Below are 23,832 nucleotides of genomic sequence, written 5' to 3' on the forward strand. Positions count from 1 at the left end.
AAGTTGCGGTAGTCGCGCCCGACTACCGCAACTCCTGGGTGCTCGCGAGCCTCCCCGTACGCCGCGACCCGTCGACAACGCAGTAGTTGCGGTAGTCGCCGTCGACCACCGCAACTTCTGGAGGGTCGCGCGGGCGCGCGGGCGTGGACCGGGCGAGCGGCCGAGAGCGGGACGGCCGGCGCGGCAGGATGGGGGCATGCGCAGCCTCGAAGTCCTCCTCGACCCGGAGTCGGAGGCGCGGATCCGCGGCCAGTGGGAGGCGCTCGAGGCGGCCGGCATCCCGAGCCTCGCGCTGCACACGTCCGCCAGCAACCGCCCGCACCTCACCCTCCTCGCCGGCCCCGAGCTGACACCGCCGCCGCCCGGCGCGCTCGGCGCGCTCCCGGCGACCGTCGAGCTCGGCGCCGTGCTGCTGTTCCCGCACGCCGGCCGATTCGTGCTGGCCTGGGGAGCCGTCCGCTCGCCCGCCTTCGACGCCCTGCACGCCCGCGCGACCGAGCTGATGCCCGGCGCCGTGCCCACCTCGCTGCCCGAGTCCTGGACACCGCACATCAGCGTGTCCCGCCGCCTCCGCGCCGAGCAGCTCGGCCGGGCCGTCCCCCTCCTCGGCGAGCCCTTCACCGTCGGCCTCGCGAGCATCCGCTTCTGGGACGGCGACACCAAGACCATCACCGACCTCTGACCCCGCCGGCCCCTCGCCGACCCCGCCGCCCCGCGCCCCGCCCGCCGGCTTCTGGCCCGCCCGCTCCCATCGACCTCCGGCTCGTGATTACACCCCCGGCTCGTGGAGTCGGGCGGTTCTTGCGTGCCGAAGATGCTTCCGCGTGCCGAAGCCGCGTATCGCCCATCTCCGGCTCGTGATTCCACCTCCGGCTCGCGGGATCGACCGATTCCCGCGTGCCCGAGGCCGTTCCGCGAGCCGGAGGCACCCCGGCGCCCGCCACTCCGCCGCGCCCGTCCCTCCTCCCCAGCCCCGCACCTGCCGCGACCCTCCCCAGAACGCCGTTCGCCCGGGGCCGCGTCGGAGGCGGCGGGTAGAGTTCCACGGGTGACTGAGCCGACCGCGACCGCCCTCTCGACCGCCGAGCGCCCCACCGCGGACGCCCCGGCCGGCTCCTCCGCCGCGGCCCAGGAGATCCTCGAGCGGGTCTTCGGCTACGGCTCGTTCCGCGGCGAGCAGCAGGCCATCGTCGAGCAGGTCATCGGCGGCGGCGACGCGGTCGTGCTGATGCCCACGGGCGGCGGCAAGTCGCTCTGCTACCAGATCCCGTCGATCGTCCGGCCCGGCACCGGCGTCGTCGTCTCGCCGCTGATCGCCCTGATGCAGGACCAGGTCGACGCCCTGCGCGCGAACGGCGTCCGCGCCGAGTTCCTCAACTCCACCCAGGACATGGGCGAGCGCCAGCGCGTCGAGCGCGCCTACCTCGACGGCGAGCTCGACCTCCTCTACGTCGCCCCCGAGCGCCTCGGCAACGAGGGCACCAAGCAGTTCCTCGCCCGCGGACGCATCGCCCTGTTCGCGATCGACGAGGCGCACTGCGTGAGCCAGTGGGGCCACGACTTCCGCCCCGACTACCTCGCCCTCGGCGAGCTGGCCGAGCGCTGGCCCGACGTCCCGCGCATCGCCCTCACCGCGACCGCCACCGAGGCGACCCACCGCGAGATCACCACCCGCCTGCACCTCGGCGCGGCCCGCCACTTCATCTCCAGCTTCGACCGCCCCAACATCCAGTACCGGATCGTCAACAAGGTCGAGCCGCGCAAGCAGCTGATCGACTTCCTCAAGCGCGAGCACGCCGACGACGCGGGCATCGTCTACGCGCTCTCCCGCAAGAGCGTCGAGGCGACGGCCGAGGCCCTGCGCGCGGCCGGCTTCGACGCGGTCGCGTACCACGCGGGTCTCGACGCCCGCGTCCGGGCCGCCGCGCAGTCGCGCTTCCTCCGCGAGGAGGGCGTCATCGTCTGCGCCACCATCGCCTTCGGCATGGGCATCGACAAGCCCGACGTCCGCTTCGTGGCGCACATCGACCTGCCGAAGTCGGTCGAGGGCTACTACCAGGAGACGGGTCGCGCCGGCCGCGACGGCCTGCCCTCCACCGCCTGGCTCGCCTACGGCCTGCAGGACGTCGTCCAGCAGCGCCGGATGATCGACGAGTCCCCGGGCGACCTCGCGCACCGGCGGCGGATGTCCGCGCACCTCGACGCGATGCTCGCCCTCTCCGAGACGGTGCAGTGCCGCCGGATGAACCTCCTCGCCTACTTCGGCCAGGAGAGCACCCCCTGCGGCAACTGCGACACCTGCCTCGAGCCGCCGGCCTCGTGGGACGGCACGGTCGCCGCGCAGAAGTTCCTCTCGACGGTGGTGCGGCTCAAGCGCGAGCGCAACCAGCAGTTCGGCGCCGGCCACATCATCGACATCCTGCGCGGCAAGACCACCCCGCGGACGACCCAGCACAAGCACGACTCGATCGCGACCTGGGGGATCGGCGCCGACCTCAGCGACACCCAGTGGCGCGGAGTCGCCCGCCAGCTCCTCGCGCAGAGCCTGCTCGGCGTGAACGACGACGGCTTCGGCACGCTCGTGCTGACCCCCGAGTCGTCGTCCGTGCTGAGCGGCGAGCGCAAGGTCGAGCTGCGGCAGGAGCCCGAGCGCCCCGCGCGCTCGAGCGGCTCGTCGCGCTCCGGCCGCTCCACCGTGTCCGACCTCTCGGCCGAGGCGCAGCCCCTGTTCGAGCGGCTCCGGGAGTGGCGCGTCGCTCAGGCCCGCGCGCAGTCGGTCCCGGCCTACGTCGTCTTCAACGACGCGACCCTCCGCGAGATCGCCACGGTCGAGCCGACCACCATCGACGCCCTCAGCGTCATCGGCGGCGTCGGCCAGAAGAAGCTGATCACCTACGGCGCGGCGGTGCTCGCCGTCGTCGCCGGCGAGACTCCCGTGATCGCCGAGCCCGACGAGAACCAGGAGGCGGCCCCCGCGAGGCGTCAGCCCGCAGCGCGGTCGACGGCCGGCCGGTCGTCCGGCGCCCGCCCGTCCTTCGGCGGCGAGCGGTCCGGCCCGCCCGTGTCCTCGGCCCCGCCGGAGGACGACTGGGTCCCGCCGGAGGAGCCCGACGAGGACCCCGGCTGGGACACCTACTGAGCCCGCCGCGGCGCTGAGCCCGAGGCGACGCTGATCTCGTGAACGGGCTGACCTCGCGGCGCCGACCCCGCGTCGACGCCGACTCCGCGGGGCCTCCCCGCGGTGGCGCCTGATCGGCTGTAGGGCCGAGCTGCGCCGCTCAGGACCCCGAGCCGACCGTCGCCATCCAGCCGCCGAGCACGGTGCAGCCGAACGACAGCGCGAGCCCCGCGATCGGCACCCAGAACGCGATCCGCCGCCGCACCAGCAGCACGATGGAGACTGCGACAGCCGCGAGGAACGGCACCCACACCCCGCCGGCCGCGACGAGCACGCCCCAGCCGATCAGGTCGCCATCGCAGTCGTTCGAGCCCCCGCAGGCGTCGCTCGCCATCGCGAAGAACAGACCGAAGTAGGACAGCAGCAGCGTCGCCCCGAGCGCGCACAGGATCAGCACCATCGTCAGCACGAGGTCCCAGACCCGCACCGGGCGCCGCTGCCGGGCCGCAGTCCACGGTGTACCGGGCCCCGAGGGCCGCGCCGACTCCAGCGCCTGCACCGACTCCATCGAGGTGGGCGGCCGCCAGTCCGGCCGGCTCTCGCGACGGGGCGGCGGGGGCGGAGGCAGCTGCGGCTCGCTCATGCCCCGAGCCTAGCCACGCCCCTCCCGCCACCCCAGGGCAGCGGTGGAGACGAGCGGAGCACGTCCCTCGTGAGCCTGCCGATCGACAAGGGTCGGATCCGACTCATGCTGGTCGAGTAGCCGCCGCAGGCGGCGTATCGAGACCCACCCGCTTCCATGCTGGTCGAGTAGCCCCGCAGGGGCGTATCGAGACCCACCCGCCCAGGCACTGAGGCTCCGCAGACCCGAGCCCCACCACCGGCGCATCCGCGTCCCGCTCCGCTGGCCGGTTCCGACAACCCGCCCCCGCCCGCTCCCGCCGCCCTTTGTGGCCGCGCGACGGAACGTTTCCGCGATCCGCCGACCCGACCTACCGTGCAGGAGCACCGCCTCCCGACGCACTGCAGCGACGGGATCGACCGCTCGATCCTCCGCTCCGGCCGATCGCGAGCGGTCCGAGCCGAAGACGGTCGAAGGGATCCTCCTCATGAGCACCACAGCGCCCCGCCCCCACTCCGCCGCCGACGCCGCCGACCGCGCCGGATCGCGCTCCCGGGTCCGCCGCTCCCGCTCCGGCCCGATCACCCCGCCGCCGCCCGTCGACGTGCTCGGCAGCGAGGTCGACGCCCGGCTCGACGAGGACGGCGCCCCCGGCGTCGACATCGCGGCCCTCGGCGAGCTGCTGCTCGGCGACTGGCGCGAGCAGCGCCTCGCCACCCGCGCCCTCACCTCCCGCCCCGAGCTGCACCGGACCGACGGCCTGCCGATGGCCGAGCACCGCGCCCGGGTCACGCAGCAGATGAGCATCCTCGCGGCGGAGGGCGGCGTGCACCGCGCCTTCCCGGTCGCGCTCGGCGGCGACGCCGATCACGGCGGCAACATCGCCGGCTTCGAGGAGCTGGTCACCGCCGACCCGTCGCTGCAGATCAAGTCGGGCGTGCAGTGGGGGCTCTTCGGCGCCGCCGTCCTGCACCTCGGCACGCAGCCGCACCACGAGAAGTGGCTGCCGGGCATCATGAGCCTCGAGATCCCCGGCGCCTTCGCGATGACCGAGACCGGGCACGGCTCCGACGTCGCCTCGATCGCGACCTCGGCGACCTTCGACGAGGAGGCCGGCGACTTCGTCCTGACCACCCCGTTCCGCGCCGCATGGAAGGACTACCTCGGCAACGCCGCCGTCGACGGCCGGGCCGCCGTCGTCTTCGCGCAGCTCGTCACCCGCGGCGTGAACCACGGTGTGCACGCGTTCTACGTGCCGATCCGCGACGAGGGGGGCGCGTTCCTCCCCGGCGTCGGCGGCGAGGACGACGGCCTCAAGGGCGGGCTGAACGGCATCGACAACGGCCGCCTGCACTTCGACCACGTCCGCGTGCCGCGCGAGAACCTGCTCAACCGCTACGGCGACGTCGCGGCCGACGGCAGCTACTCCTCGCCGATCGCGAGCCCGGGGCGTCGCTTCTTCACCATGCTCGGCACGCTCGTGCAGGGCCGCGTCTCGCTCGACGGCGCCTCGGTCGCCGCGTCGAAGATCGCGCTGACGATCGCGATCACCTACGGCGACCAGCGCCGCCAGTTCACCGGCGGCGGCGACCGCGAGGAGGTGCTGCTCGACTACCAGCGGCACCAGCGCCGACTGCTGCCGCGCCTGGCGACGACCTACGCGGCGGGCTTCGCGCACGACAGGCTGCTGCGCGCCTTCGACGACGTCTTCTCCGGCAGGAACGACACCGACGAGTCGCGGCAGGACCTCGAGACGCTCGCCGCGGGTCTCAAGGCGCTGTCCACCTGGCACGCCCTCGACACCCTGCAGGAGGCGCGCGAGGCCTGCGGCGGCGCCGGCTTCCTCGCCGAGAACCGGCTCACCCAGCTCCGCGCCGACCTCGACGTCTACGCGACGTTCGAGGGCGACAACACCGTGCTGCTGCAGCTCGTCGCCAAGCGACTGCTGACCGACGTCGGCCGCCGCTTCAAGAACGCGCAGCCGGGGGAGCTGGCCCGCTACGCGGTCGGCCAGGTCGCCGGAGCGACGGTCAACAACTCCGGACTGCGGCGGCTCGCGCAGGTCGTCGCCGACCGCGGCTCGACCGCCCGCTCCGTCGGCCAGCTCCGCGACGAGCAGCGCGAGCTGCTCACGGACCGCGTCGAGAGCATGGTCTCGGGAGTCGCGTCCCACCTGCGCTCGGCGTCGAAGCTGCCCGCCGACGAGGCCGCCCGCCTCTTCAACGCGCACCAGAGCGAGCTGATCGAGGCCGCCCGCGCGCACGCCGAGCTTCTGCAGTGGGAGGCGTTCACCGAGGCGCTCGCCACGATCGAGGACGACGGGACGCGCACGGTGCTGACCTGGCTCCGCGACCTCTTCGGCCTCGAGCTGATCGAGAAGCACCTCGCCTGGTACCTGCTGCACGGCCGGCTCTCGTCGCAGCGGGCGCTCGCGGTGACCTCCTACATCGACCGCCTGCTCGCGCGCCTGCGCCCGCACGCCGGCGATCTGGTCGCCGCGTTCGGCTACCGCCCCGAGCACATCCGCGCGTCGATCGCGAGCGGCGCCGAGGCGACCCGCCAGGAGGAGGCGCACGCCTGGTACGAGGCCGCCCGCGCGGACGGCACCCTCCCCACCCCCGAAAAGTCCCCCAAGCGCTGACCCCCTCCGCGAGATGCCACTTGTGCACGCGACACGCCGTGAGAAGCGTGCACAAGTGGAATCTCGCGGCCTGCGTCAGCGCCCCAGGAAGGCCAGGGCGGCGTCGCGCTCGGCGCGGAGCTCGAGGACGGACTCGTCGATCTTTGCGCGCGAGTGAGCGTCGATCTCCAGGCCCGGGATGATGCGCCACTCGCCGTCGACGGAGCGGACGGGGAACGAGGAGATCAGGCCCTCCTCCACACCGTAGGATCCGTCCGACTCGACCGCCGCGGAGGTCCACTCGGTGCCGGTGACCCAGTCGTGCACGTGGTCGATCGCGGCGGACGCGGCCGAGGCGGCGGAGGAGGCACCGCGCACCTCGATGATCTCGGCGCCGCGCTTGGCGACCCGCGGCTCGAACTCCTCGTGCAGCCAGGCGGTGTCGAGGAGGTCTGTGACGGGCCGGCCGTCGACGACCGCGTGGCTGACGTCCGGGTACTGCGAGGCGGAGTGGTTGCCCCAGATCGTGACGCCGGAGATCGCGTCGACCGGAGCATCGAGCTTCGCGGCGAGCTGCGCGACGGCGCGGTTGTGGTCGAGGCGGGTCATCGCGGTGAAGCGCCCGGCCGGGATGTCCGGGGCGCTCGCGCGGGCGATCCAGGCGTTGGTGTTGGCCGGGTTGCCGACCACGAGCACGCGGATGTCGTCGGCGGCGTGCCCGTTGAGCGCGGCCCCCTGCGGACCGAAGATGCCGGCGTTCGCCGCGAGGAGGTCGGCGCGCTCCATGCCTGCCGAGCGCGGGCGGGCGCCGACGAGCAGGGCGACGCTCGCGCCGTCGAACGCGGCGGCCGGGTCGTCGGTGACCTCGATGCCGCGCAGCAGCGGGAATGCGCCGTCCTGCAGCTCGAGCGCGGTGCCGGCCGCGGAGCGCAGGCCGGCGGGGATCTCGAGGAGGCTCAGCCGGACCGGGACGTCGGGCCCGAGGAGCTGCCCGGAGGCGATGCGGAACAGGAGCGCGTAGCCGATCGCGCCTCCCGCTCCCGTGACGGCGACGGTGACGGGGGTGCGCTGCATGCTCATGCGGCCGACGCTAGTCCGGCCGCCTGCGCACCGCATCGGAAGCGGGGTCCAGAGACGCGCTGCGCTCCTCGACCCGCACAAGGAGCGGCTGTCGCCGCGCTCTCCCTCCCGCGCCCGTGCCTGCTGTCGCTCTCCCTCGCCGCCGCGCTCCCGTGCATGCTGGTCGAGCAGCCGCGGCACGCGGCGTACCGAGACCCCACCCCTTCGATCCTTGACCGTTAGACCTCTAACCATTAGTCTTCTGAGCATGCACGAACCCCGCGACCGCCCCACCTCCGGACTCGAGCTCGTCCGCTGGCTCGCGTGGGCGCAGCGCAAGGCCGGCGAGGACTGGATCCGCGCCCGCGAGCTCAGCCACGAGCAGGCCTTCGTCCTCGGCTACCTCGCGCAGACGCCCGGCGTCATCCAGCGCGAGATCGCCGAGGTCAGCCGCACGAGCCCCGCGAGCGTCACGAGCCTCCTGCAGGGGCTCGAGCGCCGCGGTCTCGTCGAGCGGCGCACCGAGGGAGGCGACGACCGCCGCAAGCGGGTCTACGCGACTCCCGCGGGCGCCGAGCTCATCGCCGGGTTCGAGGAGGCCATGCTCGCCGCCGACGAGACCCTCCTCGCACCCCTCGACCCCGAGGAGCGCGCCACCCTGCAGGCGCTCCTGACCAAGATCACCGCGGTCCTCCCGCCCCCCACCCGCTAGGCGTCCGGGCGCTCCGCCCCCGCCTCCCGTTCCGCCCCTCCGCGCGCGCCGCTCCCTCGCGCGCCTCCTCACCGCGCCCTCCGTGGTGCCCCGACCGCGCCCTCCTCGGCGCGCCCTCCCTCCTCGCGCCGTGCCGGCGACCCTCGGCGCGCGCTCGACCCTGCCCGGAAGAAGCCCGCCCATGTCCTGCAACAGCACCCCCAGCACCGACACCCCCAACGCCGCCATCGACACCCCCACCCCGCCCCCCGCCGCCCCCGGCTCAAACCGCTGGTACCTCTCCTCCGCCCCGATCGTCCGCGCGCTCGTGCACCTCTGCGTGCCGATGGCCGCCGCGATGATCGTCTCCGCCGTCTACAGCGTCATCAACGCCGGCGTCGTCGGCTCGCTGCACGACGCGACCCTGCTCGCCGCGATCACCCTCGGCTCCCCGCTGCTCGGGCTGGTGATGGCCGTCGGCGGAGTCTTCGGGGTCGGCGGCAGCGCGCTCATCTCGCGCCTGCTCGGCGCCTCCGAGCGCGACCCCGCGCAGGCCGGCGAGATCAAGCACGTCGCCTCCTTCGCGCTCTGGGGCTCGATCCTGACCGGCGCGGTCCTCGGCGGCCTCGGCCTGCTCCTGCTCGGCCCGCTGGTCGCGCTCCTCGGCGCCGACCCGACCACGGCGGCCGCGACCGGCGCCTTCACCGCGGTCACCCTCGCCTTCGTGCCCGTGCTCGCCGCCTCCTTCTGCCTCGAGCAGCTGGTGCGGGCGGAGGGCGCGGCCCGCCAGGTCATGATCGGCCTGCTCCTCTCGACCGTCGCGAACCTCCTCCTCGACGTCCTCTTCATCCTGGTGCTGCACCTCGGCGTCGCCGGGGCGGCGCTCGCCGTGGGCCTCGCCAACCTGCTCGTCGTCGGCTACTTCGCCCTCTGGCTCCAGCGCCGGAGCGAGCACATCGACCTCTCGCCGCGCTGGTTCACCTTGCGCGCGAGCGTGCTGAAGCCCGTCTTCGGCGTCGGCGCCGGCGAGCTGCTGCAGTCGGGCTTCCTGATCGTGACCGCGCTCGTGCTCAACAACCTCGCCGCGGCCTACGGCGACGGACCGCTCGCGGCCATGGGTGTCGCGGTCCGCATCGCCCAGGTCCCCGAGTTCCTGGTGATGGGCATCACCCTCGGCGTGCTGCCGCTGCTCGCCTACTCCTACGGCAAGGGCGACCGCGAGCGCCTTCGCGCGGCGGTCCGCGGGGCCGCCGTCGCGGTCGGGACGATCACCGTGCTCGCGGCCGCCGCTCTCTGGCTGCTGCACGAGCCGGTGCTCGCGGTCTTCGCCGACGACCCCGCCGTGCTGACCCTCGGCGCCGTGGTGCTCGCGGCGCAGCTCGTGGCGATGATCGCGAACGGCTTCGCGGGGCTGCTCACCTCGCTGTTCCAGGCCACCGGCCGCGCTCTCGCGGCGACCACCATGTCGCTCACCCAGGGCGTCCTCTTCGTCCCGGTCGTGCTGCTCGGGAACCTCTGGTTCGGTCTCGGCGGCATCATCTGGGCGCTGACCGCCACCGAGGTGCTCGTCCTCGTCGCCGGAGCCGTGCTCTGGCTCGCCTCCCGCCGCGCGATCGATCGCGGCCTGGCCGAGGGCGACGCCGAGCGCGCCGAGGCGGTCCTCGAACAGGCCTGACGCCGCCCCGGATGCGCAACCCCCGGGCGCATCCGGGGCCGGGCCGCGTGAAATCGCCTCCCCCGACCCTGATCGTCAGTAGTGTGCGGCCCATGCGCACTCTGTACCCCGAGATCGAGCCCTTCCACACCGGGATGCTCGACGTCGGCGACGGCCACGAGATCTACTGGGAGGCCTCGGGCAACCCCGAGGGCAAGCCCGTCGTCTTCCTGCACGGCGGACCGGGCGCCGGCGCCTCGGCCACCCACCGCCGCCTGTTCGACCCGGAGAAGTACCGGATCGTGCTCCTCGACCAGCGGATGTGCGGCCGCTCCATCCCGCACGCGAGCGAGCCGGACGCCGACCTCTCGACCAACACCACCTGGTACCTGGTCTCCGATCTCGAGAAGCTCCGCGAGCACCTCGACATCGAGCGCTGGCAGGTCTTCGGCGGCTCCTGGGGCTCCACGCTGGCCCTCGCCTACGCCGAGTCGCACCCCGAGCGCGTCACCGAGATCGTCCTCCGCGGGATCTTCACCCTCCGCCGGGCCGAGCTCGAGTGGTTCTACGAGGGCGGCGCCGCCGCGGTCTACCCGGACCTCTGGGAGGGCTACACCTCGGTGATCCCGGCGGGCACGAGCGGCAGCCTGATCGAGGCCTACTACCGGCTGCTGCACGACGCCGACCCGGCCGTGCACGGCCCCGCCGGCGTCGCCTGGACCACCTGGGAGTCCTCGACCATCACGCTCCTGCAGAAGCCGGAGATGATCGAGGCGTGGTCCGACCCCGCCTTCGCCCTGGCCTTCGCGCGGATCGAGAACCACTACTTCGTGCACAAGGGCTGGCTCGAGGAGGGGCAGCTGATCCGCGACGTCGGCGCGCTCCGCGGCATCCCGGCCGTCATCGTCCAGGGCCGCTACGACATGTGCACGCCCGCGTTCACCGCGTGGGACCTGCACCGGGCCTGGCCCGAGGCGGACTTCCACCTGATCCCGGACGCCGGCCACGCGTTCGACGAGCCGGGCATCCTCGACGCCCTCATCGAGGCGACCGACCGCTTCGCCTCCTGAGCCGATCAGCGGCTCCGTCCCGCCCGGCCGGCGGGGCGGACTAGCCTGGGCGGATGCGCGCGGACGACGACAAGGGGATGGACGGCTGGCCCACCGGCCGCCTCCTCGCCACGGCGTCCCGGATGGTCGAGCACGCCTGGCACGGCGCGCTCGCCGAGATCGGCCTCACCCACGCGGGGCTGGTCGTGCTGCACCTGCTGCAGGCCGGGCCGGCCGCGCAGAAGGAGCTCGCCGCCTCCGCGCACGTCGAGGTGCAGACCATGTCGCGCACGATCGAGCGCCTCGAGCGCGAGGGGCACGTCTCCCGCGTGAGCGACTCCGCCGACCGCCGTCGGCAGCTGGTGTCGCTGACGGACAAGGGCCGCGAGGCCTGGCAGCGCGCGCACCGGCTCGAGGTCGACATGCTGCCCGGGACCCTCGATCACGGTCCGCTGCGCGAGGCGCTGCTCGACATCATCCGCGACGCCAGCGAGTCGCGCTGGGGCTGATCCGGCCGAGCCGCGGGGGCCGTCCGCAACCCCGGGCAGCGTGTCCTCGGTCGGCGCTAGTTTGACCGCATGACCTTCAACGACGACTCCCAGCTCAGCGGCGGCAAGGTCCGCCGGCGCGGTCGCACCACCGGCATCGCGGTCGGCGGAGGCGCCGTGGGCGTCGTCGTCCTCGCCCTGCTCTCGCAGCTGCTCGGCGTCGACCTGTCCGGGCTCGGCGGTCTCGTCGGCGGTGGCGGCGGATCCTCGCCGGAGCAGATCACCAGCACGGCCGTCGCCTGCGACAGCGGCGCCGATGCCAACGCCGAGGTCGACTGCCGGCTCGAGGGCGCGGCGGAGTCGCTCGACCGCTACTGGGCCGGCGCGGCGGGCTCCGTCGGGGCGACCTACACGACGACCGGCGGAGTGATCGTCTTCGAGGACCAGACCAGCACCGGCTGCGGCAACGCCACTGCCGCGGTGGGCCCGTTCTACTGCCCGCCGGACCAGACGATCTACCTCGACACCGACTTCTTCGACGAGCTGCGCACCCGTTTCGACACCTCGGGCGGCTCGCTCGCGCAGATGTACATCCTGGCCCACGAGTGGGGCCACCACATCCAGAGCCTGACCGGCGCGATGGAGTCGGCCGACCGCAGCGGCACCGGCCCGGACTCCGACTCCGTGCGCCTCGAGCTGCAGGCCGACTGCTACGCCGGCGCCTGGGTCGGCGACGCCTCGACCGTGCCCGACGAGACCGGGACCCCCTATCTCAAGCCCGTGACGCAGGAGCAGTACCGCGACGCCCTGAGCGCCGCCGCGGCCGTCGGCGACGACCGCATCCAGGAGCAGGCGACCGGCACCGTCGACCCCGAGGGCTGGACCCACGGCTCCGCCGAGCAGCGCCAGCGCTGGTTCCAGGCCGGCTTCGACGCCGACGCCACCGCCTGCGACACCTTCGCCGTCGCGGGCTCCGCCCTCTGACCCCACCCCGGAGCGGCCCCGCGTTCATGCTGGTCGAGCAGCCCCGAAGGGGCGTATCGAGACCAGCCGTCCCAGACACGGTGGATCTCGATACGGTCGCTCCGCGCCCTACTCGATCAGCAAGCAGCTCATGCTGGTCGAGCAGCCGGGCAGCGGCGTATCGAGACCCCCCCACCCGCCTCAGCTCACCGAGTCGCTCGGCTCTTCCATGTACCACTCCGTGAAGGAGCACGCCCGCCCGTCCTCCGCGAAGCGGATCACCCACAGGTTCAGGTACGTGCGGTCCGACGGGTAGATGGTCCGCGCCTCCACCACCGCCGTGGTCTCCGTCAGCGCGACGAGCCCCCACGCGAACGTCGGGTCGTCCGGCTCGCTCTCCGCGACCCACCACTCCACGATCGCCTCCCGCGGGGTGATCGCCTCCGCGTACGGCGCCGTGAAGTACTCCGCGCCCTCGGTGAAGAGCGCCGCCACATCCGCGGGGTCGTCCGTCGCCCAGGCCTTCTCGTAGCCGGCGATCCAGCTCTCGATCTCGATCATGCGCCCATCCTCGTCCCGCCCGCGGCAGCCCGGTAGAGCGATCGGGAAGGTTTCCGAGCATCGGTCGGTTCGGCTCAGAGGCCCGGCGATGCAAAGCTGAGCAATACGACCCGCCCTGCAGGACGCCGGACCTCCGGCGTCCCGCTCCTGCACGCCGCCGACACGAAGGACCGCAGTGCCCGACTCCGACAGACGCTCGCTCACCCGCTCGCCCAGCCCCCGCCTGATCACCGCCGTCCTCGCCTTCGCGGGGATGAGCGCGTCGTTCATGCAGACGCTGGTCGTCCCGATCCAGTCGGAGCTGCCCACCCTGCTCGGCGCCGACCGGAGCGAGACCGCCTGGGTGATCACCGCGACCCTGCTCAGCGCCTGCATCCTCACCCCGGTCTCCGGGCGTCTCGGCGACCTCTACGGCAAGCGCCGGATGGCCCTCGCCGCGCTCGTCGTCCTCGTGCTCGGCTCGATCGTCTGCGCCTTCGCGGACGACGTCTGGACGCTCGTGGTCGGCCGCGCCCTCCAGGGAGCGGTGATGGGCGTCATCCCGCTCGGCATCTCGATCCTCCGCGACACCCTGCACCGCGACCGCCTGCCCGGCGCGATCGCCCTCGTCAGCGCCACGCTCGGCATCGGCGGCGCGCTCGGCCTGCCGCTCAGCGCCCTGGTCGCCGAGAACCTCGACTGGCACGTGCTGTTCTGGATGTCCGCCGGACTCGGCGTCCTCGACATCGTCCTCGTGCTCCTCGTCATCCCGGTCTCGACCCTGCGCTCGCCCGGCCGCTTCGACGTCGTCGGCACGATCGGCCTCGCGATCGGACTCAGCGGCATCCTGATCGCCGTCTCCCGCGGCAACGACGCGGGCTGGACGAGCCCCGGCATCCTCGGCTCCGGCCTCGGCGGCGTCGCGGTCCTGCTGATCTGGGGCTGGTACGAGCTGCGCCAGGAGAGCCCGCTCGTCGACCTCCGGGTCGCCGCCCGCCCCGCGGTGCTGTTCACCAACCTCGCCTCGGTGGCCGTCGGCTTCGCCTTCTTCGGCGCGCAGATCACCCTGCCGCAGCGCCTCGAGCTGCCGGCCGCGTCGGGCGTCGGCTTCGGCCTCAGCCTGATCGTGGCGAGCCTGGTCTTGGCGCCCTCGGGCCTGGCGATGATGGCGACCTCGCCGCTCGCCGCCCGGCTCTCGGCGCAGTCCGGACCGCGCCTGGTGCTGGTGTCGGGAGCCGCACTGATCGCCGTGTCCTACCTGCTGATCCTCCCGTTCGGCGCGGAGGTCTGGCAGATCCTCGTGATCAACGCGCTGATCGGCGTCGGCCTCGGCCTCGCCTACGCCGCGATGCCGACCCTGATCATGCACGCGGTCCCGGCCTCCGAGACCGCGGCGGCGAACGGTTTGAACTCACTGATGCGCACGCTCGGCACGACGCTCTCCTCCGCGGTCACCGCGGCCGTGCTGGCGCAGCTGACCGTCTCGGTCGGCGCCGTCGATCTGCCGAGCTCGGAGGCGTTCGAGACGACGTTCGTCATCGGCGCGATCGGCGCGGTGGTCGCCGTGGTGCTCGGACTGCTGATCCCGAAGGTGTCCCGCCCGGAGGTGCGTCCGGCGCTGCCCTGACCGGTGCTTCCGGCCGGCGCGCTCGCCCGAGCGTCGCGCAGCCCGCCGTGCTCACTCCTCGTCGAGGAGCAGGCGCTCGATCTGCAGCTCGCGCAGGCGCACGGTCGCCAGCTGGTTCTCGCGCGCGGCGATCGCGAGCCGGCAGAGCAGCACGGCGAGCACGAGCACGATCACGACGACCGCGATGGCCGCGACGATGTAGAGGATGCCGAAGACGTTCAGAGCGGAGAACATCCTCCGACGCTAGCCAGCGGACATCGAGCGGGTCGTCCCCCGCGTGACGGAGCAGCGACTCCTCGGAACCCCGATGGCGCTTCACATCCGGGCCCGAGGTGCCCGCGCGTAGGGTGACTCCCCGTGGAACCCCGATCTCCCGACCGCGCGGCGCCCGCCGTCCCCCCGCTCAGCGACGAGGTCGCGCAGGCGCTCGACGCCGGGACGGTCGCCGAGATCCGCGCCCTCCGCGACGACTTCGCGCGGTTCATGCTGCAGTACAAGTTCGGCATGGACGAGATCGTCACGAAGGTGACGATCCTGCAGGAGGAGTTCCGCGAGATGCGGGAGTACAACCCGATCGAGCACGTGTCGAGCCGGCTGAAGTCGGCCGACAGCCTGATCGAGAAGATCGAGCGCAAGGGCTGCGACACCTCCTTCGAGGGCATCGCCGCCGCCGTCACCGACATCGCGGGCGTCCGGATCACCTGCAGCTTCGTCTCGGACGTCTACCGCGTCTTCGACATGCTCACCTCGCAGGCCGACGTCCGCGTCCTCGAGGTGAAGGACTACATCGCCACTCCGAAGGAGAACGGCTACAAGAGCCTGCACGCGATCGTCGAGGTGCCGGTGTTCCTCTCGGGAGGCTCGGTCGACGTCTGCGTCGAGGTCCAGTTCCGCACCATCGCGATGGACTTCTGGGCCAGCCTCGAGCACAAGATCTACTACAAGTACGACCGCCAGGTCCCGCAGCAGTTGCTCGACGGCCTGTCCGACGCCGCACGCACCGCGGCCGCCCTCGACGCCGACATGGAGCGCCTGCACCGCCAGGTCCGCGGCGAGCTCCCCCTCGACCCGGTCCTCCGCATCCTCGACGTCTGACCCGCGGCACCGTTCATGCTGATCGAGTAGCCCGCGCAGCGGGCGTATCGAGATCCGCCGTCCCCGGGACTACCCCAGCGCCGTCACCAGCACCAGCAGCAGCACCGCGGACCCGTTCAGCGTCGCGTGCGACACGATCGCCGCGCCGAGCCGCCCGGTCACCGTGGAGATCCAACCGTGCGCCAGCCCGGCGATCACCGTCGTCGTCCCCAGCGTGACGACCGTCGCGGGGTTCACCATCTGGTGCCCGTGCAGCAGAGCGAAGACCAGCGTCGACGCGATCACGCTGAACACCGCCGCCCAGACGCGCCGTCCGCGGGTCGGCGGCGCGGCGTCGCCCTTCGTCCGCAGCATCCGGTTGCGGACCGCCCGCATGACGACCCCGCGGCAGAGGATCTCCTCGACGATCGGAGCGACCAGCACCGGGATCATCACGGAGCTCAGCACGAACCACAGCGGGTCGGGGTCGAGCTCGAGGTTGCTCTCCGCCTCGCCCAGCAGCGGCGAGAACACGATGAGCACGGCGACGATCGCGATCCGCACGCCGATCCCCAGCCCGATGCCGATCGGCACGTCGATCCAGCGGAACCGCAGCCCGTAGTCCGCGGCGAGCGACCCCAGCCCGCGGAGCCTCGACGCCGCGAACGGGATGACGAGCGCGACCAGGTAGCTGGCGAACGACCCCGCGAACACGAGCCCGGGGGAGTAGGGCAGCACCCCGAAGCCGAACAGCACGATCAGCAGCGCGAGCGGCAGCACGATCCCGGCGATCGTCAGCGCCGCCGTCGGCAGTCCCCAGCGCACCCGCGGATCCGGCAGATAGAGGAGAGAGGAGTACGGAGCGTCGACCGACGGCTGCGGCTCGGGCGGCGGCGCCCAGGCGAAGACGGGCCCACCGTGCGGCGGCGCGGCGGCGACGGCAGGCTGCTCAGGAGCGACGGTCGACGGATCGGGCGGCGGAAAGGCGGCGGGATTCATGGCCCGCCCAGGCTACGCAGCCCAGCTGAGCGCCCGGAGCGCACCTCGGGCTCGCAGAACCACGTCCGGCTCGCAGGATCGAGCCGTTCTCGCGAGCCGAGGCCGATCCGACGAGCCGAGCAGCCGCTCTCGAACTCTGCTGCGCGAGATCCGTCGTACTCCTGCATCGAGTACGACGACTTCTGCGGAGTGAGGCGCGGCCCGACCGGTGGGGCTCGGGAACGACCCGTCAACGGAAGAAACCCCCGCCATGTAGAAGCTAGGCGAGGGTTTCCGTGGCTCCGACGGGCGTCGATCCCGTGACCTCACGATTTTCAGTCGTGCGCTCTACCAACTGAGCTACAGAGCCGTTGCAGCCGAGGATGTCCGAGGACATCGATGCCGCGAGGAGACGAACGAGTCGTCTCCTGGAAAAGGCCCTTCCTCTCGGAAGGGCCTCTCTGCGACCCTGACGGGACTTGAACCCGCGACCTCCGCCGTGACAGGGCGGCACGCTAACCAGCTGCGCTACAGGGCCTCGTTGCGAAGACAAGCATACTGCCTTCGAGGCTGTTCGATTTTCACATCCCGTCCGTCTCCGGCCGTTCTGCGGTCGTGCACTTCTCTTGCGGTGGTAACCCTCATCCGTGACCCCAACGGGATTCGAACCCGTGCTGCCGCCGTGAAAGGGCGGTGTCCTAGGCCACTAAACGATGGGGCCGGAAGCTCGCCGGGGCGACCCTGCGGCCGACCCACCATGACTACCGACACGCAAGCATAGGGACAGCCGGCCGGATATGCAAAATCGGCCCTCGAGGGGCGCCGATCGCGGGTCGGCCCCCGCACGTCGATGCGCGCCTGTGCCCCGGACGGGCGACGCCGATTCCTAGGCGTACGGGGAGGGCTTGGCTAGTGTGGGTCGGAATCGCCACTTCCTCGCGACGGAGCCGCACCGCCGTCGGGGGAGTAGTCCGTCTCCAGCACCGAGGTCCCATGATCCACTCTTCGCGCCGAAACCGCCCCGCACGCCGCTCCGGCGCGCCGCGGATCGGCCGTCTCCGCGGCACCGCCCTCGTCTCGGCCGCGGTGGCCCTGGTCGCGGGTCTGCTGGTCGCCACTCCCGCCCAGGCGGTCGAGTACCCCAGCTGGGCCGACGTCGAGGCGGCGAAGGGCAACACCCAGGCGGCGGCCGCGCAGGTGGACAGCATCCTCTCGCTGATCGACGGCCTGCAGAGCGAGGTCGCGGCGGCGCAGCAGGTCGCCGAGCAGCGCGGCGAGGAGTACTTCGCGGCGCAGCAGGACTTCGACGACGCCTCCGATCGGGCGAGCGAGCTCGAGGCCAAGGCCACCGCCAGTGCCGATCAGGCCGACGCCGCGACGCAGCAGGCGGGCCTCCTGGCCGCTCAGCTCTACCGCACCACCGGCACCGACCTCTCGGTCAACATCTTCCTCGACGGCGAGGGCGGCAAGGCCGACGACCTCCTCGGCCGCATCGGCAACATGACGAAGCTCGTCGAGCGCTCCAACGCCATCTACGAGCAGGCCAGCACCACCAAGAACACCGCCGAGTCGCTCGGCGACCAGGCGAAGGTCGCGCAGGCCGAGAGGGAGAAGCTCCGCGTCGCCGCCGAGTCGAAGCTCGCCGAGGCCACGGCCGCGCAGGCCGCCTCGGAGGCCGCGCTCACCGAGCAGCAGAACCAGAGCATCGTGCTCGAGCAGCAGCTGGCCGCGCTCCGCGACACGGAGTCGACGACTGTCGCCGACTACGAGGCCGGCGTCGCCGCCCGCGAGGCCGAGCGCCAGCGCATCCTCGCCGAGCAGGAGGCCGCCCGTCAGGCGCAGGCCGAGCTCGCCCGCCAGCAGGCTGCAGCAGCCCGAGAGGCCGCGGCGGCGGCGGCAGCAGCGGCGCCCTCCCGCGGATCCGGCGGCGGCGGTGGCTACAGCGCCCCGGTCGCCCCGTCCCCGGGCGGCGGCTCCACCGCGGTCAGCGACTCCGGCTGGGTGCTCCCCGCCTCGGGCCGCATCACCGGCACCTTCGGCCCCCGCGGCAGCCTCTCGACCGGCGGCGGCTCGACCAGCTCGTACCACCGCGGCACCGACATCGCCGGCGGCTGCGGCATTCCGATCTTCGCCGCCCACAGCGGAACGGTGACCTACGCCGGCTGGTTCGGCACCTACGGCAACTGGATCGAGATCAGCAACGGCGACGGCATCAGCACCGGCTACGCGCACATCATGCCCGGCGGCATCTACGTCAGCGTCGGCCAGCGGGTCGAGGCGGGCCAGCAGATCGCCGCCGTCGGCACCACCGGCGCCTCGACCGGCTGCCACCTGCACTACGAGACCCGCGTCAACGGCACCGCCGTCGACGCTCAGCCCTTCATGGCCGCACGAGGAGTCACACTTGGTTGACGCGCAGAAGACCGCCCGCAGCTTCACCCCCGCCCCGCGTGAGCGGGCCTGGAAGGGCCGTCTTCCGCTGGCGGTCTCGGCCGCCTTCGCGGTGACGGCCGTCACGGCGTCGCTCGGCATCGTGCCGGCCCAGGCCGACGACCCGTCGTACCCCTCGTGGGACGACGTCCAGAACGCGAAGACCGACGAGGCGAGCAAGCAGGCCGAGATCGACTCGATCACCGCGCTGATCGGCGGGCTGCAGACCTCGGTCGACGACGCCTCGCTCGTCGCGATGAAGAAGGCGGAGGCCTGGCGCCAGGCCCAGGAGGCGCTCGACGCCGCGGCCGCCGCCGTCACCGAACTCGAGGACCGCGCGAACGCGGCGGCGTCGACGGCGCACACGTCGCAGATGCGGGCCGGCCTCCTCGCCGCGCACCTCTCCCGCTCCGCCGGCGGCGACCTCTCGATGAGCCTCGTCGCGAAGGGCCAGGACGCGGGCGACCTGCTTTACCAGCTCGGCGCCATGTCGCAGCTCTCCGAGCAGTCGCAGCGCGTCTACGCCGACGCCCTCGCCGACAAGCAGACCGCGGAGTCGCTCGCCGAGCAGGCCGACGTCGCCGTCGTCGAGCACCAGAAGCTGTCCGACGCCGCGGACGAGGCCCGCACGGGTGCCGACGCCGCTGCCGCCTCCGCCCGCAGTGCCCTCGCGGCGCAGGAGGCGAAGTCGGAGGAGCTCATCGCGCAGCTCGCCCTGCTCAAGGACTCCACCGTCGAGATCGAGACCGCGTTCCTCGCCGGCGAGCAGGAGCGCAAGGCCGCCGCAGCCGCAGCCGCCGCGAAGGCCGAGGCCGACGCTGCGGCCGCCCAGCCCGTCGCCGCGGCACCGGCCGCCGCTCAGCCCTCGTCGGGCTCGTCGTCCGGCTCCGCCTCGTCCGGCTCCCGCCCGGCCGCGCCGGCCGCGAACCAGCCCTCGGCCCCGATCGCACAGCAGCCGGTCGCCCCCCAGCCCGAGGCGCCGCAGCAGCAGCCGGCACCGCAGCAGCCCGCTGCGCCGGCGGCCCCCGCGCAGCAGCCCGCCGTCCAGCTCCCGCAGCCGGCCGCACCGCAGCCCGCGCCGGTCCCGGTGGCGAACCCGGAGCCGCAGGTCGACCAGGTCGAGACCGCGATCTCCTACGCGATGGCGCAGCTCGGCGAGCGCTACGTGCTCGGCGGCATGGGCCCGGACGTCTGGGACTGCTCGGGTCTCACCAAGCAGTCGTACGCGAGCGCCGGCGAGTACATCGGCACGCACTCCGCGACGAACCAGTACAACACCATGGCGAACGAGGGCAAGCTCGTCCCCTACAGCCAGCGTCAGCGCGGCGACCTGCTCTTCTGGTCCGACTCGCCCGGCGACTACTACCACGTGGCCATCTACCTCGGTGACGGCCAGATGATCGAGGCGCCGAACCCCAACTCGCCGGTGCGCGTGCACTCGATCTGGGGCACTCCGACCGGCATGGTCGGCCGCCCGACGGCGTAGCGCCGCCCGGGCAGCACCGCCCGAAGACACGAGAACCCGCCCCCTCGAGGCGCCGGCAGCAGCCGGTCGACTCGACGGGGCGGGTTCCGTCGTGAGAAGACCCGTGAGGGTCAGTGGCCCTCTTCGGCCAGCTTCTTGATGCCGTCCTGGACGATCTGCTCGGCCTCGGCCGCGTCGCCCCAGGCCTCGACCTTGACCCACTTGTTGGGCTCGAGGTCCTTGTAGCGCTCGAAGAAGTGCTTGATCTCGTTCTTGGTCTGCTCCGGGACGTCCGCGATGTCCTGGATGTGCTGCCAGCGCGGGTCCTTCGCGGGGACCACGATCACCTTGGCGTCGGAGCCGGCCTCGTCGCTCATGTTGAGCACGCCGACCGGGCGGACGGAGACGCCAACGCCCGGGAAGACGGGGTACTCGAGCAGCACCAGCGCGTCGACGGGGTCGCCGTCGAGGCCGAGGGTGTTCTCGAAGTAGCCGTAGTCCGTCGGGTAGACGAAGGAGGTGAAGAGCACGCGGTCGAGGTAGACGCGACCGGTCTCGTGATCGACCTCGTACTTGTTGCGGCTGCCCTTGGGGATCTCTACGACGACGTCGTATGCGGCCATGTTCGCTCCTTGAGTCGGTGGCGCCGCGGGCGGCGCATCGGCGGGTCGGACCGGCCGGGGGAGTGCGCGCGGACGCGCGCGCTCGCAGGCCGGATCGCTGGCCTAACGTTACTTGATGTGCCCGATCGCCCCCGCCTGACTCCCGCCGTCGCCGACATCCGGCGCGCGGTGCGCGCGACCCTCGACGAGCTCGATTCCGGAGCCCTGGTGCTCGTCGCGCTGAGCGGCGGAGCCGACTCGCTGGCCCTCGCGGCCGCGGTCGCCTTCGAGGCCGAGCGCGGCGGTCGGCGGGCCGGCGCCGTGATCGTCGACCACGGTCTCCAGGACGGATCGGCGGAGGTCGCGCGACGCGCATCGGAGCAGGCGCACGCCCTCGGCCTCGCCCCTGTGCTGCGCGAGGTCGTGTCCGTGCTGCCGGACGGAGACGGTCCGGAGGCGGCGGCGCGCACGGCGAGGTACCGCGCCTTCGACGACGCGGTCGAGGCGACGGGCGCCGCGGCGGTCCTCCTCGCGCACACCCTCGACGACCAGGCCGAGACGGTGCTCCTCGGACTCGCGCGCGGTGCGGGCGCGGCGAGTCTGCACGGCATGGCGGCGGTGAGCGGGGTGCTGCGGCGCCCTCTGCTCGGCATCCGCCGCGCGAGCACCGTGGCGGCCTGCGCCGACGCCGGCCTCGAGCCGTGGAGCGATCCGCACAACGACGACCCGCGCTACACCCGTGTCCGCGTGCGCCGCTCCGTGCTGCCGGTGCTCGAGGACGAGCTCGGCCCGGGAGTCGCCGAGGCGCTCGCCCGCACGGCGGACCAGCTCCGCGAGGACGGCGACGCGCTCGACGCGATGGCGCTGGACTGGGCGCTCGAGCTCGTCGGCCAGAACGACGAGGGCCACGTCACGATCGACGCCCGCGGCCTGGCCGCCGATCCGCCGGCGCTCCGCCAGCGCATCATCCGCCTCGTCGTGCAGAACGAGTTCGGCGTCGCCCTCTCCCGCACCCAGACCCTCGCCGTCGCCGCCCTCGTCACCGACTGGCACGGCCAGAAGGGCGTCGACCTCCCCGGAGTCCGCGCCACCCGGGTCTCCGCAACTCTCGTCTTCGCCCCCGTGTGATCTCCCCCCGCGAGATGCCACTTGTGCACGCGACACGCCGTGGAAGGCGTGCACAAGTGGCATCTCGCGGAGGGGCGCAGGGCGTCGCCGCCCGTAGAGTGGCCGGGTGGAAGCAGCCGACATCGCCGACGACATCACCGAGGTCCTCTTCACCGAGGCCGAGATCCACGAGCGGATCCGCGACCTGGCCCGCGCCATCGAGCGCGACTACGCCGGCGAGAACCTGCTCATCGTGGGGGTGCTCCGCGGTGCCGTCATGGTGATGGCGGACCTCGCCCGCGAGCTCAAGCTCGACATCGTGATGGACTGGATGGCCGTCTCCTCCTACGGCAGCAGCACCAAGTCCTCCGGCGTGGTGCGGATCCTCAAGGACCTCGACACCGACATCACCGACCGCAAGGTGCTGATCGTCGAGGACATCATCGACTCCGGCCTCACGCTCTCCTGGCTGCAGGGCAACCTGCGCAGCCGCGGCGCGGAGTCCGTCGAGATCTGCGCGCTCTTCCGCAAGCCCCGCGCCGCCAAGGTCGAGGTCGACGTCGCGTACGTGGGCTTCGACATCCCGAACGACTTCGTCATCGGCTACGGCCTCGACTACGCCGAGCGCTACCGCAACCTCCGCGATGTCGCGATCCTCGCTCCCCACGTCTACGCCTGACCGGTCCGGGGCCGACGCCCGCGCGGACGCGGCGCAGTCGAGCCTCGAACGGCTGTTCGCGGTGCCGGTGCTCGGCTACCACGTGAGCTACCCGACGTCGCTGCGCGCGGATCTCGAGTTCGACTACTGGTGGCTCGCGCACGCGATCGACGCCGCCGTCGACGCGTTCGAGCGCACCAGAGACAACGCGCACCTCGAGCGCGCCGCGCGGATCCACCGCGCCGTCCGGCTCCGCAACGGCGGCCGGCTGGTCAACGGCTACTTCGACGACATGATGTGGCTCGGCGGCGCGCTGGCCCGCCTCGGCGAGGCGACCGGGGAGGGGCGCTGGCTCGACCGCGCGGACCGGCTCTGGCGCTTCGCGGTCGCACGAGGCTGGAACCTCCGGCACGGCGCGAGCCTCGCCTGGCGCCGCCGCCAGCTCGACTACAAGAACGCGCCGGCGAACGGGCCGTTCGCGATCCTCGGCGCCCGGCTGGAGCGCCTCCGCCCGGACGGCCGCGAGGAGCTGGCCCGCGCCGCCTTCGACTGGCTGCACGTGCGCCTGCGCGACGACGACACCGGCTTCGTCGCCGACGGCATCGGCCGCGAGGGCGGCTCGGCCCGCGACGACTGGGCGTTCAGCTACAACCACGGCGTCTACATCGGCGCGGCGCTGGCGCTGCACCGGCTGCGTCCGGATGGACGGCTGCTCGCGCACGCCTCCCGCACCGCCGACGACCTGCTCACGCGCCTCGCACCCGACGGCGTCTTCGTCGACCAGGGTGCGGGCGACGGCGCGCTCTTCGGCGGCATCGCCTACCGGCACCTGGTCGACCTCGCGACGGCGGACGGGGTCGACGCCGCGTCCGCCACGCGGATCCGCCGCTTCGTCACCGGCAGCGTCGACGCCCTCTGGCGCTCGAGCGAGCGCGGCGGGATCCTGCTCGCCGGTCCGCGCTGGGACGCCCCGCCGACCCTGCCCGCGACGCTCTCGGCCGAGCTCGGCGCGGTCCTCGCGACGGAGGCGGCGGCGACCCTCGAGCGGCGCACGGTGCGGGAGCCGGCGCCCGGCACAGCAGACTGA

At 73.0% G+C, this 23,832-nt stretch carries 21 protein-coding genes and 3 tRNA genes; 15 read left to right on the forward strand and 9 right to left on the reverse strand.

The genetic code is table 11. From position 1 onward, the window contains the following. Positions 1-196 precede the first annotated feature (196 nt). Together MT355_RS00450 and recQ are read left to right on the forward strand one after the other, a co-directional pair. Entirely contained in the window at positions 197-682 is a 486-nt protein-coding gene (locus MT355_RS00450) for a 2'-5' RNA ligase family protein (protein ID WP_243598127.1), read from the forward strand. A 366-nt stretch (positions 683-1,048) separates the two neighbouring features. Continuing rightward, positions 1,049-3,139 carry a DNA helicase RecQ gene (gene recQ, locus MT355_RS00455; protein WP_374204625.1) on the forward strand — a complete coding sequence of 697 codons (2,091 nt, stop codon included), beginning with the start codon at positions 1,049-1,051 and terminating at the stop codon, positions 3,137-3,139. A 139-nt stretch (positions 3,140-3,278) separates the two neighbouring features. Here recQ and MT355_RS00460 read toward each other — a convergent pair whose 3' ends face one another. After that, entirely contained in the window at positions 3,279-3,761 is a 483-nt protein-coding gene (locus tag MT355_RS00460) for a DUF6264 family protein (RefSeq protein ID WP_243598128.1), read from the reverse strand. Positions 3,762-4,227: 466 nt separating this feature from the next. On the opposite strand from MT355_RS00460, the gene MT355_RS00465 reads away from it, so the two are divergent. Continuing rightward, positions 4,228-6,381: an acyl-CoA dehydrogenase gene (locus MT355_RS00465; RefSeq protein WP_243598129.1), complete on the forward strand. Its 2,154-nt coding sequence runs from the start codon at positions 4,228-4,230 to the stop codon at positions 6,379-6,381. Positions 6,382-6,456: 75 nt separating this feature from the next. Here the strand turns inward: MT355_RS00465 and MT355_RS00470 are convergent, their stop codons facing one another. Then, a complete protein-coding gene (locus MT355_RS00470; RefSeq protein ID WP_308197299.1) occupies positions 6,457-7,434 on the reverse strand; it encodes a malate dehydrogenase in 978 nt (325 codons plus the stop codon). Between the two features lie 253 nt (positions 7,435-7,687). Between MT355_RS00470 and MT355_RS00475 the strand changes: the two genes are divergently transcribed. The 5 genes from MT355_RS00475 to MT355_RS00495 all read left to right on the forward strand — a co-directional run bounded on the left by MT355_RS00475 (position 7,688) and on the right by MT355_RS00495 (position 12,285). Continuing rightward, positions 7,688-8,131 carry a MarR family winged helix-turn-helix transcriptional regulator gene (locus MT355_RS00475; protein WP_243598131.1) on the forward strand — a complete coding sequence of 148 codons (444 nt, stop codon included), beginning with the start codon at positions 7,688-7,690 and terminating at the stop codon, positions 8,129-8,131. A 181-nt stretch (positions 8,132-8,312) separates the two neighbouring features. Continuing rightward, positions 8,313-9,785 carry an MATE family efflux transporter gene (locus tag MT355_RS00480; protein WP_243598132.1) on the forward strand — a complete coding sequence of 491 codons (1,473 nt, stop codon included), beginning with the start codon at positions 8,313-8,315 and terminating at the stop codon, positions 9,783-9,785. A gap of 92 nt (positions 9,786-9,877) precedes the next feature. Then, entirely contained in the window at positions 9,878-10,834 is a 957-nt protein-coding gene (gene pip, locus MT355_RS00485) for a prolyl aminopeptidase (protein WP_243598133.1), read from the forward strand. A gap of 53 nt (positions 10,835-10,887) precedes the next feature. Beyond that, the gene (locus MT355_RS00490; RefSeq protein ID WP_123732676.1) at positions 10,888-11,322 is read left to right on the forward strand and encodes a MarR family winged helix-turn-helix transcriptional regulator; all 435 of its coding nucleotides are present in this window, start codon (positions 10,888-10,890) and stop codon (positions 11,320-11,322) included. Positions 11,323-11,391: 69 nt separating this feature from the next. Further along, positions 11,392-12,285 (forward strand): neutral zinc metallopeptidase, encoded by an 894-nt coding sequence (locus tag MT355_RS00495; RefSeq protein ID WP_123736601.1) that lies wholly within the window; start codon positions 11,392-11,394, stop codon positions 12,283-12,285. 180 nt (positions 12,286-12,465) lie between these two features. Here MT355_RS00495 and MT355_RS00500 read toward each other — a convergent pair whose 3' ends face one another. Beyond that, positions 12,466-12,825, reverse strand: coding sequence for a nuclear transport factor 2 family protein (locus MT355_RS00500; protein WP_123446815.1), 360 nt, complete (start codon positions 12,823-12,825; stop codon positions 12,466-12,468). 175 nt (positions 12,826-13,000) lie between these two features. On the opposite strand from MT355_RS00500, the gene MT355_RS00505 reads away from it, so the two are divergent. Continuing rightward, complete coding sequence (locus MT355_RS00505; protein WP_243581140.1) at positions 13,001-14,431, forward strand: MFS transporter; 1,431 nt, start codon at positions 13,001-13,003, stop codon at positions 14,429-14,431. Positions 14,432-14,482: 51 nt separating this feature from the next. On the opposite strand, the gene MT355_RS00510 is transcribed toward MT355_RS00505, so the two are convergent. After that, the gene (locus MT355_RS00510) at positions 14,483-14,665 is read right to left on the reverse strand and encodes a hypothetical protein (protein ID WP_123446814.1); all 183 of its coding nucleotides are present in this window, start codon (positions 14,663-14,665) and stop codon (positions 14,483-14,485) included. Positions 14,666-14,914: 249 nt separating this feature from the next. Between MT355_RS00510 and MT355_RS00515 the strand changes: the two genes are divergently transcribed. Beyond that, positions 14,915-15,526, forward strand: coding sequence for a GTP pyrophosphokinase family protein (locus tag MT355_RS00515; protein ID WP_123732880.1), 612 nt, complete (start codon positions 14,915-14,917; stop codon positions 15,524-15,526). Positions 15,527-15,595: 69 nt separating this feature from the next. On the opposite strand, the gene MT355_RS00520 is transcribed toward MT355_RS00515, so the two are convergent. The 4 genes from MT355_RS00520 to MT355_RS00535 form a co-directional block, all read right to left on the reverse strand. Further along, positions 15,596-16,504, reverse strand: coding sequence for a CPBP family intramembrane glutamic endopeptidase (locus MT355_RS00520; protein WP_243598134.1), 909 nt, complete (start codon positions 16,502-16,504; stop codon positions 15,596-15,598). A 276-nt stretch (positions 16,505-16,780) separates the two neighbouring features. Then, positions 16,781-16,853 (reverse strand) — tRNA-Phe (locus MT355_RS00525). A 94-nt stretch (positions 16,854-16,947) separates the two neighbouring features. Next, positions 16,948-17,021: transfer RNA gene (locus MT355_RS00530), tRNA-Asp, on the reverse strand. A 110-nt stretch (positions 17,022-17,131) separates the two neighbouring features. Then, positions 17,132-17,204, reverse strand: a tRNA-Glu gene (locus MT355_RS00535). 272 nt (positions 17,205-17,476) lie between these two features. On the opposite strand from MT355_RS00535, the gene MT355_RS00540 reads away from it, so the two are divergent. Then, positions 17,477-18,895: a M23 family metallopeptidase gene (locus MT355_RS00540; protein WP_243598135.1), complete on the forward strand. Its 1,419-nt coding sequence runs from the start codon at positions 17,477-17,479 to the stop codon at positions 18,893-18,895. Continuing rightward, positions 18,888-20,399: an NlpC/P60 family protein gene (locus MT355_RS00545; RefSeq protein WP_243598136.1), complete on the forward strand. Its 1,512-nt coding sequence runs from the start codon at positions 18,888-18,890 to the stop codon at positions 20,397-20,399. The genes MT355_RS00540 and MT355_RS00545 overlap by 8 nt, the downstream gene beginning before the upstream one ends. Positions 20,400-20,509: 110 nt before the next feature. Here the strand turns inward: MT355_RS00545 and ppa are convergent, their stop codons facing one another. Beyond that, positions 20,510-21,001 carry an inorganic diphosphatase gene (gene ppa, locus MT355_RS00550; protein ID WP_160090870.1) on the reverse strand — a complete coding sequence of 164 codons (492 nt, stop codon included), beginning with the start codon at positions 20,999-21,001 and terminating at the stop codon, positions 20,510-20,512. Between the two features lie 117 nt (positions 21,002-21,118). On the opposite strand from ppa, the gene tilS reads away from it, so the two are divergent. The 3 genes from tilS (at position 21,119) to MT355_RS00565 (ending at position 23,832) form a co-directional block, all read left to right on the forward strand. Beyond that, complete coding sequence (gene tilS, locus MT355_RS00555; protein ID WP_243598137.1) at positions 21,119-22,108, forward strand: tRNA lysidine(34) synthetase TilS; 990 nt, start codon at positions 21,119-21,121, stop codon at positions 22,106-22,108. A gap of 106 nt (positions 22,109-22,214) precedes the next feature. Further along, positions 22,215-22,766, forward strand: coding sequence for a hypoxanthine phosphoribosyltransferase (gene hpt / locus MT355_RS00560; protein ID WP_123446809.1), 552 nt, complete (start codon positions 22,215-22,217; stop codon positions 22,764-22,766). Then, positions 22,732-23,832 (forward strand): glycoside hydrolase family 76 protein, encoded by a 1,101-nt coding sequence (locus tag MT355_RS00565; protein WP_243598138.1) that lies wholly within the window; start codon positions 22,732-22,734, stop codon positions 23,830-23,832. Before hpt ends, MT355_RS00565 begins: the two co-directional genes overlap by 35 nt.

It is taken from the genome of Rathayibacter sp. VKM Ac-2929, assembly GCF_022815495.1.
Classification (GTDB): Bacteria; Actinomycetota; Actinomycetes; order Actinomycetales; family Microbacteriaceae; genus Rathayibacter; species Rathayibacter festucae.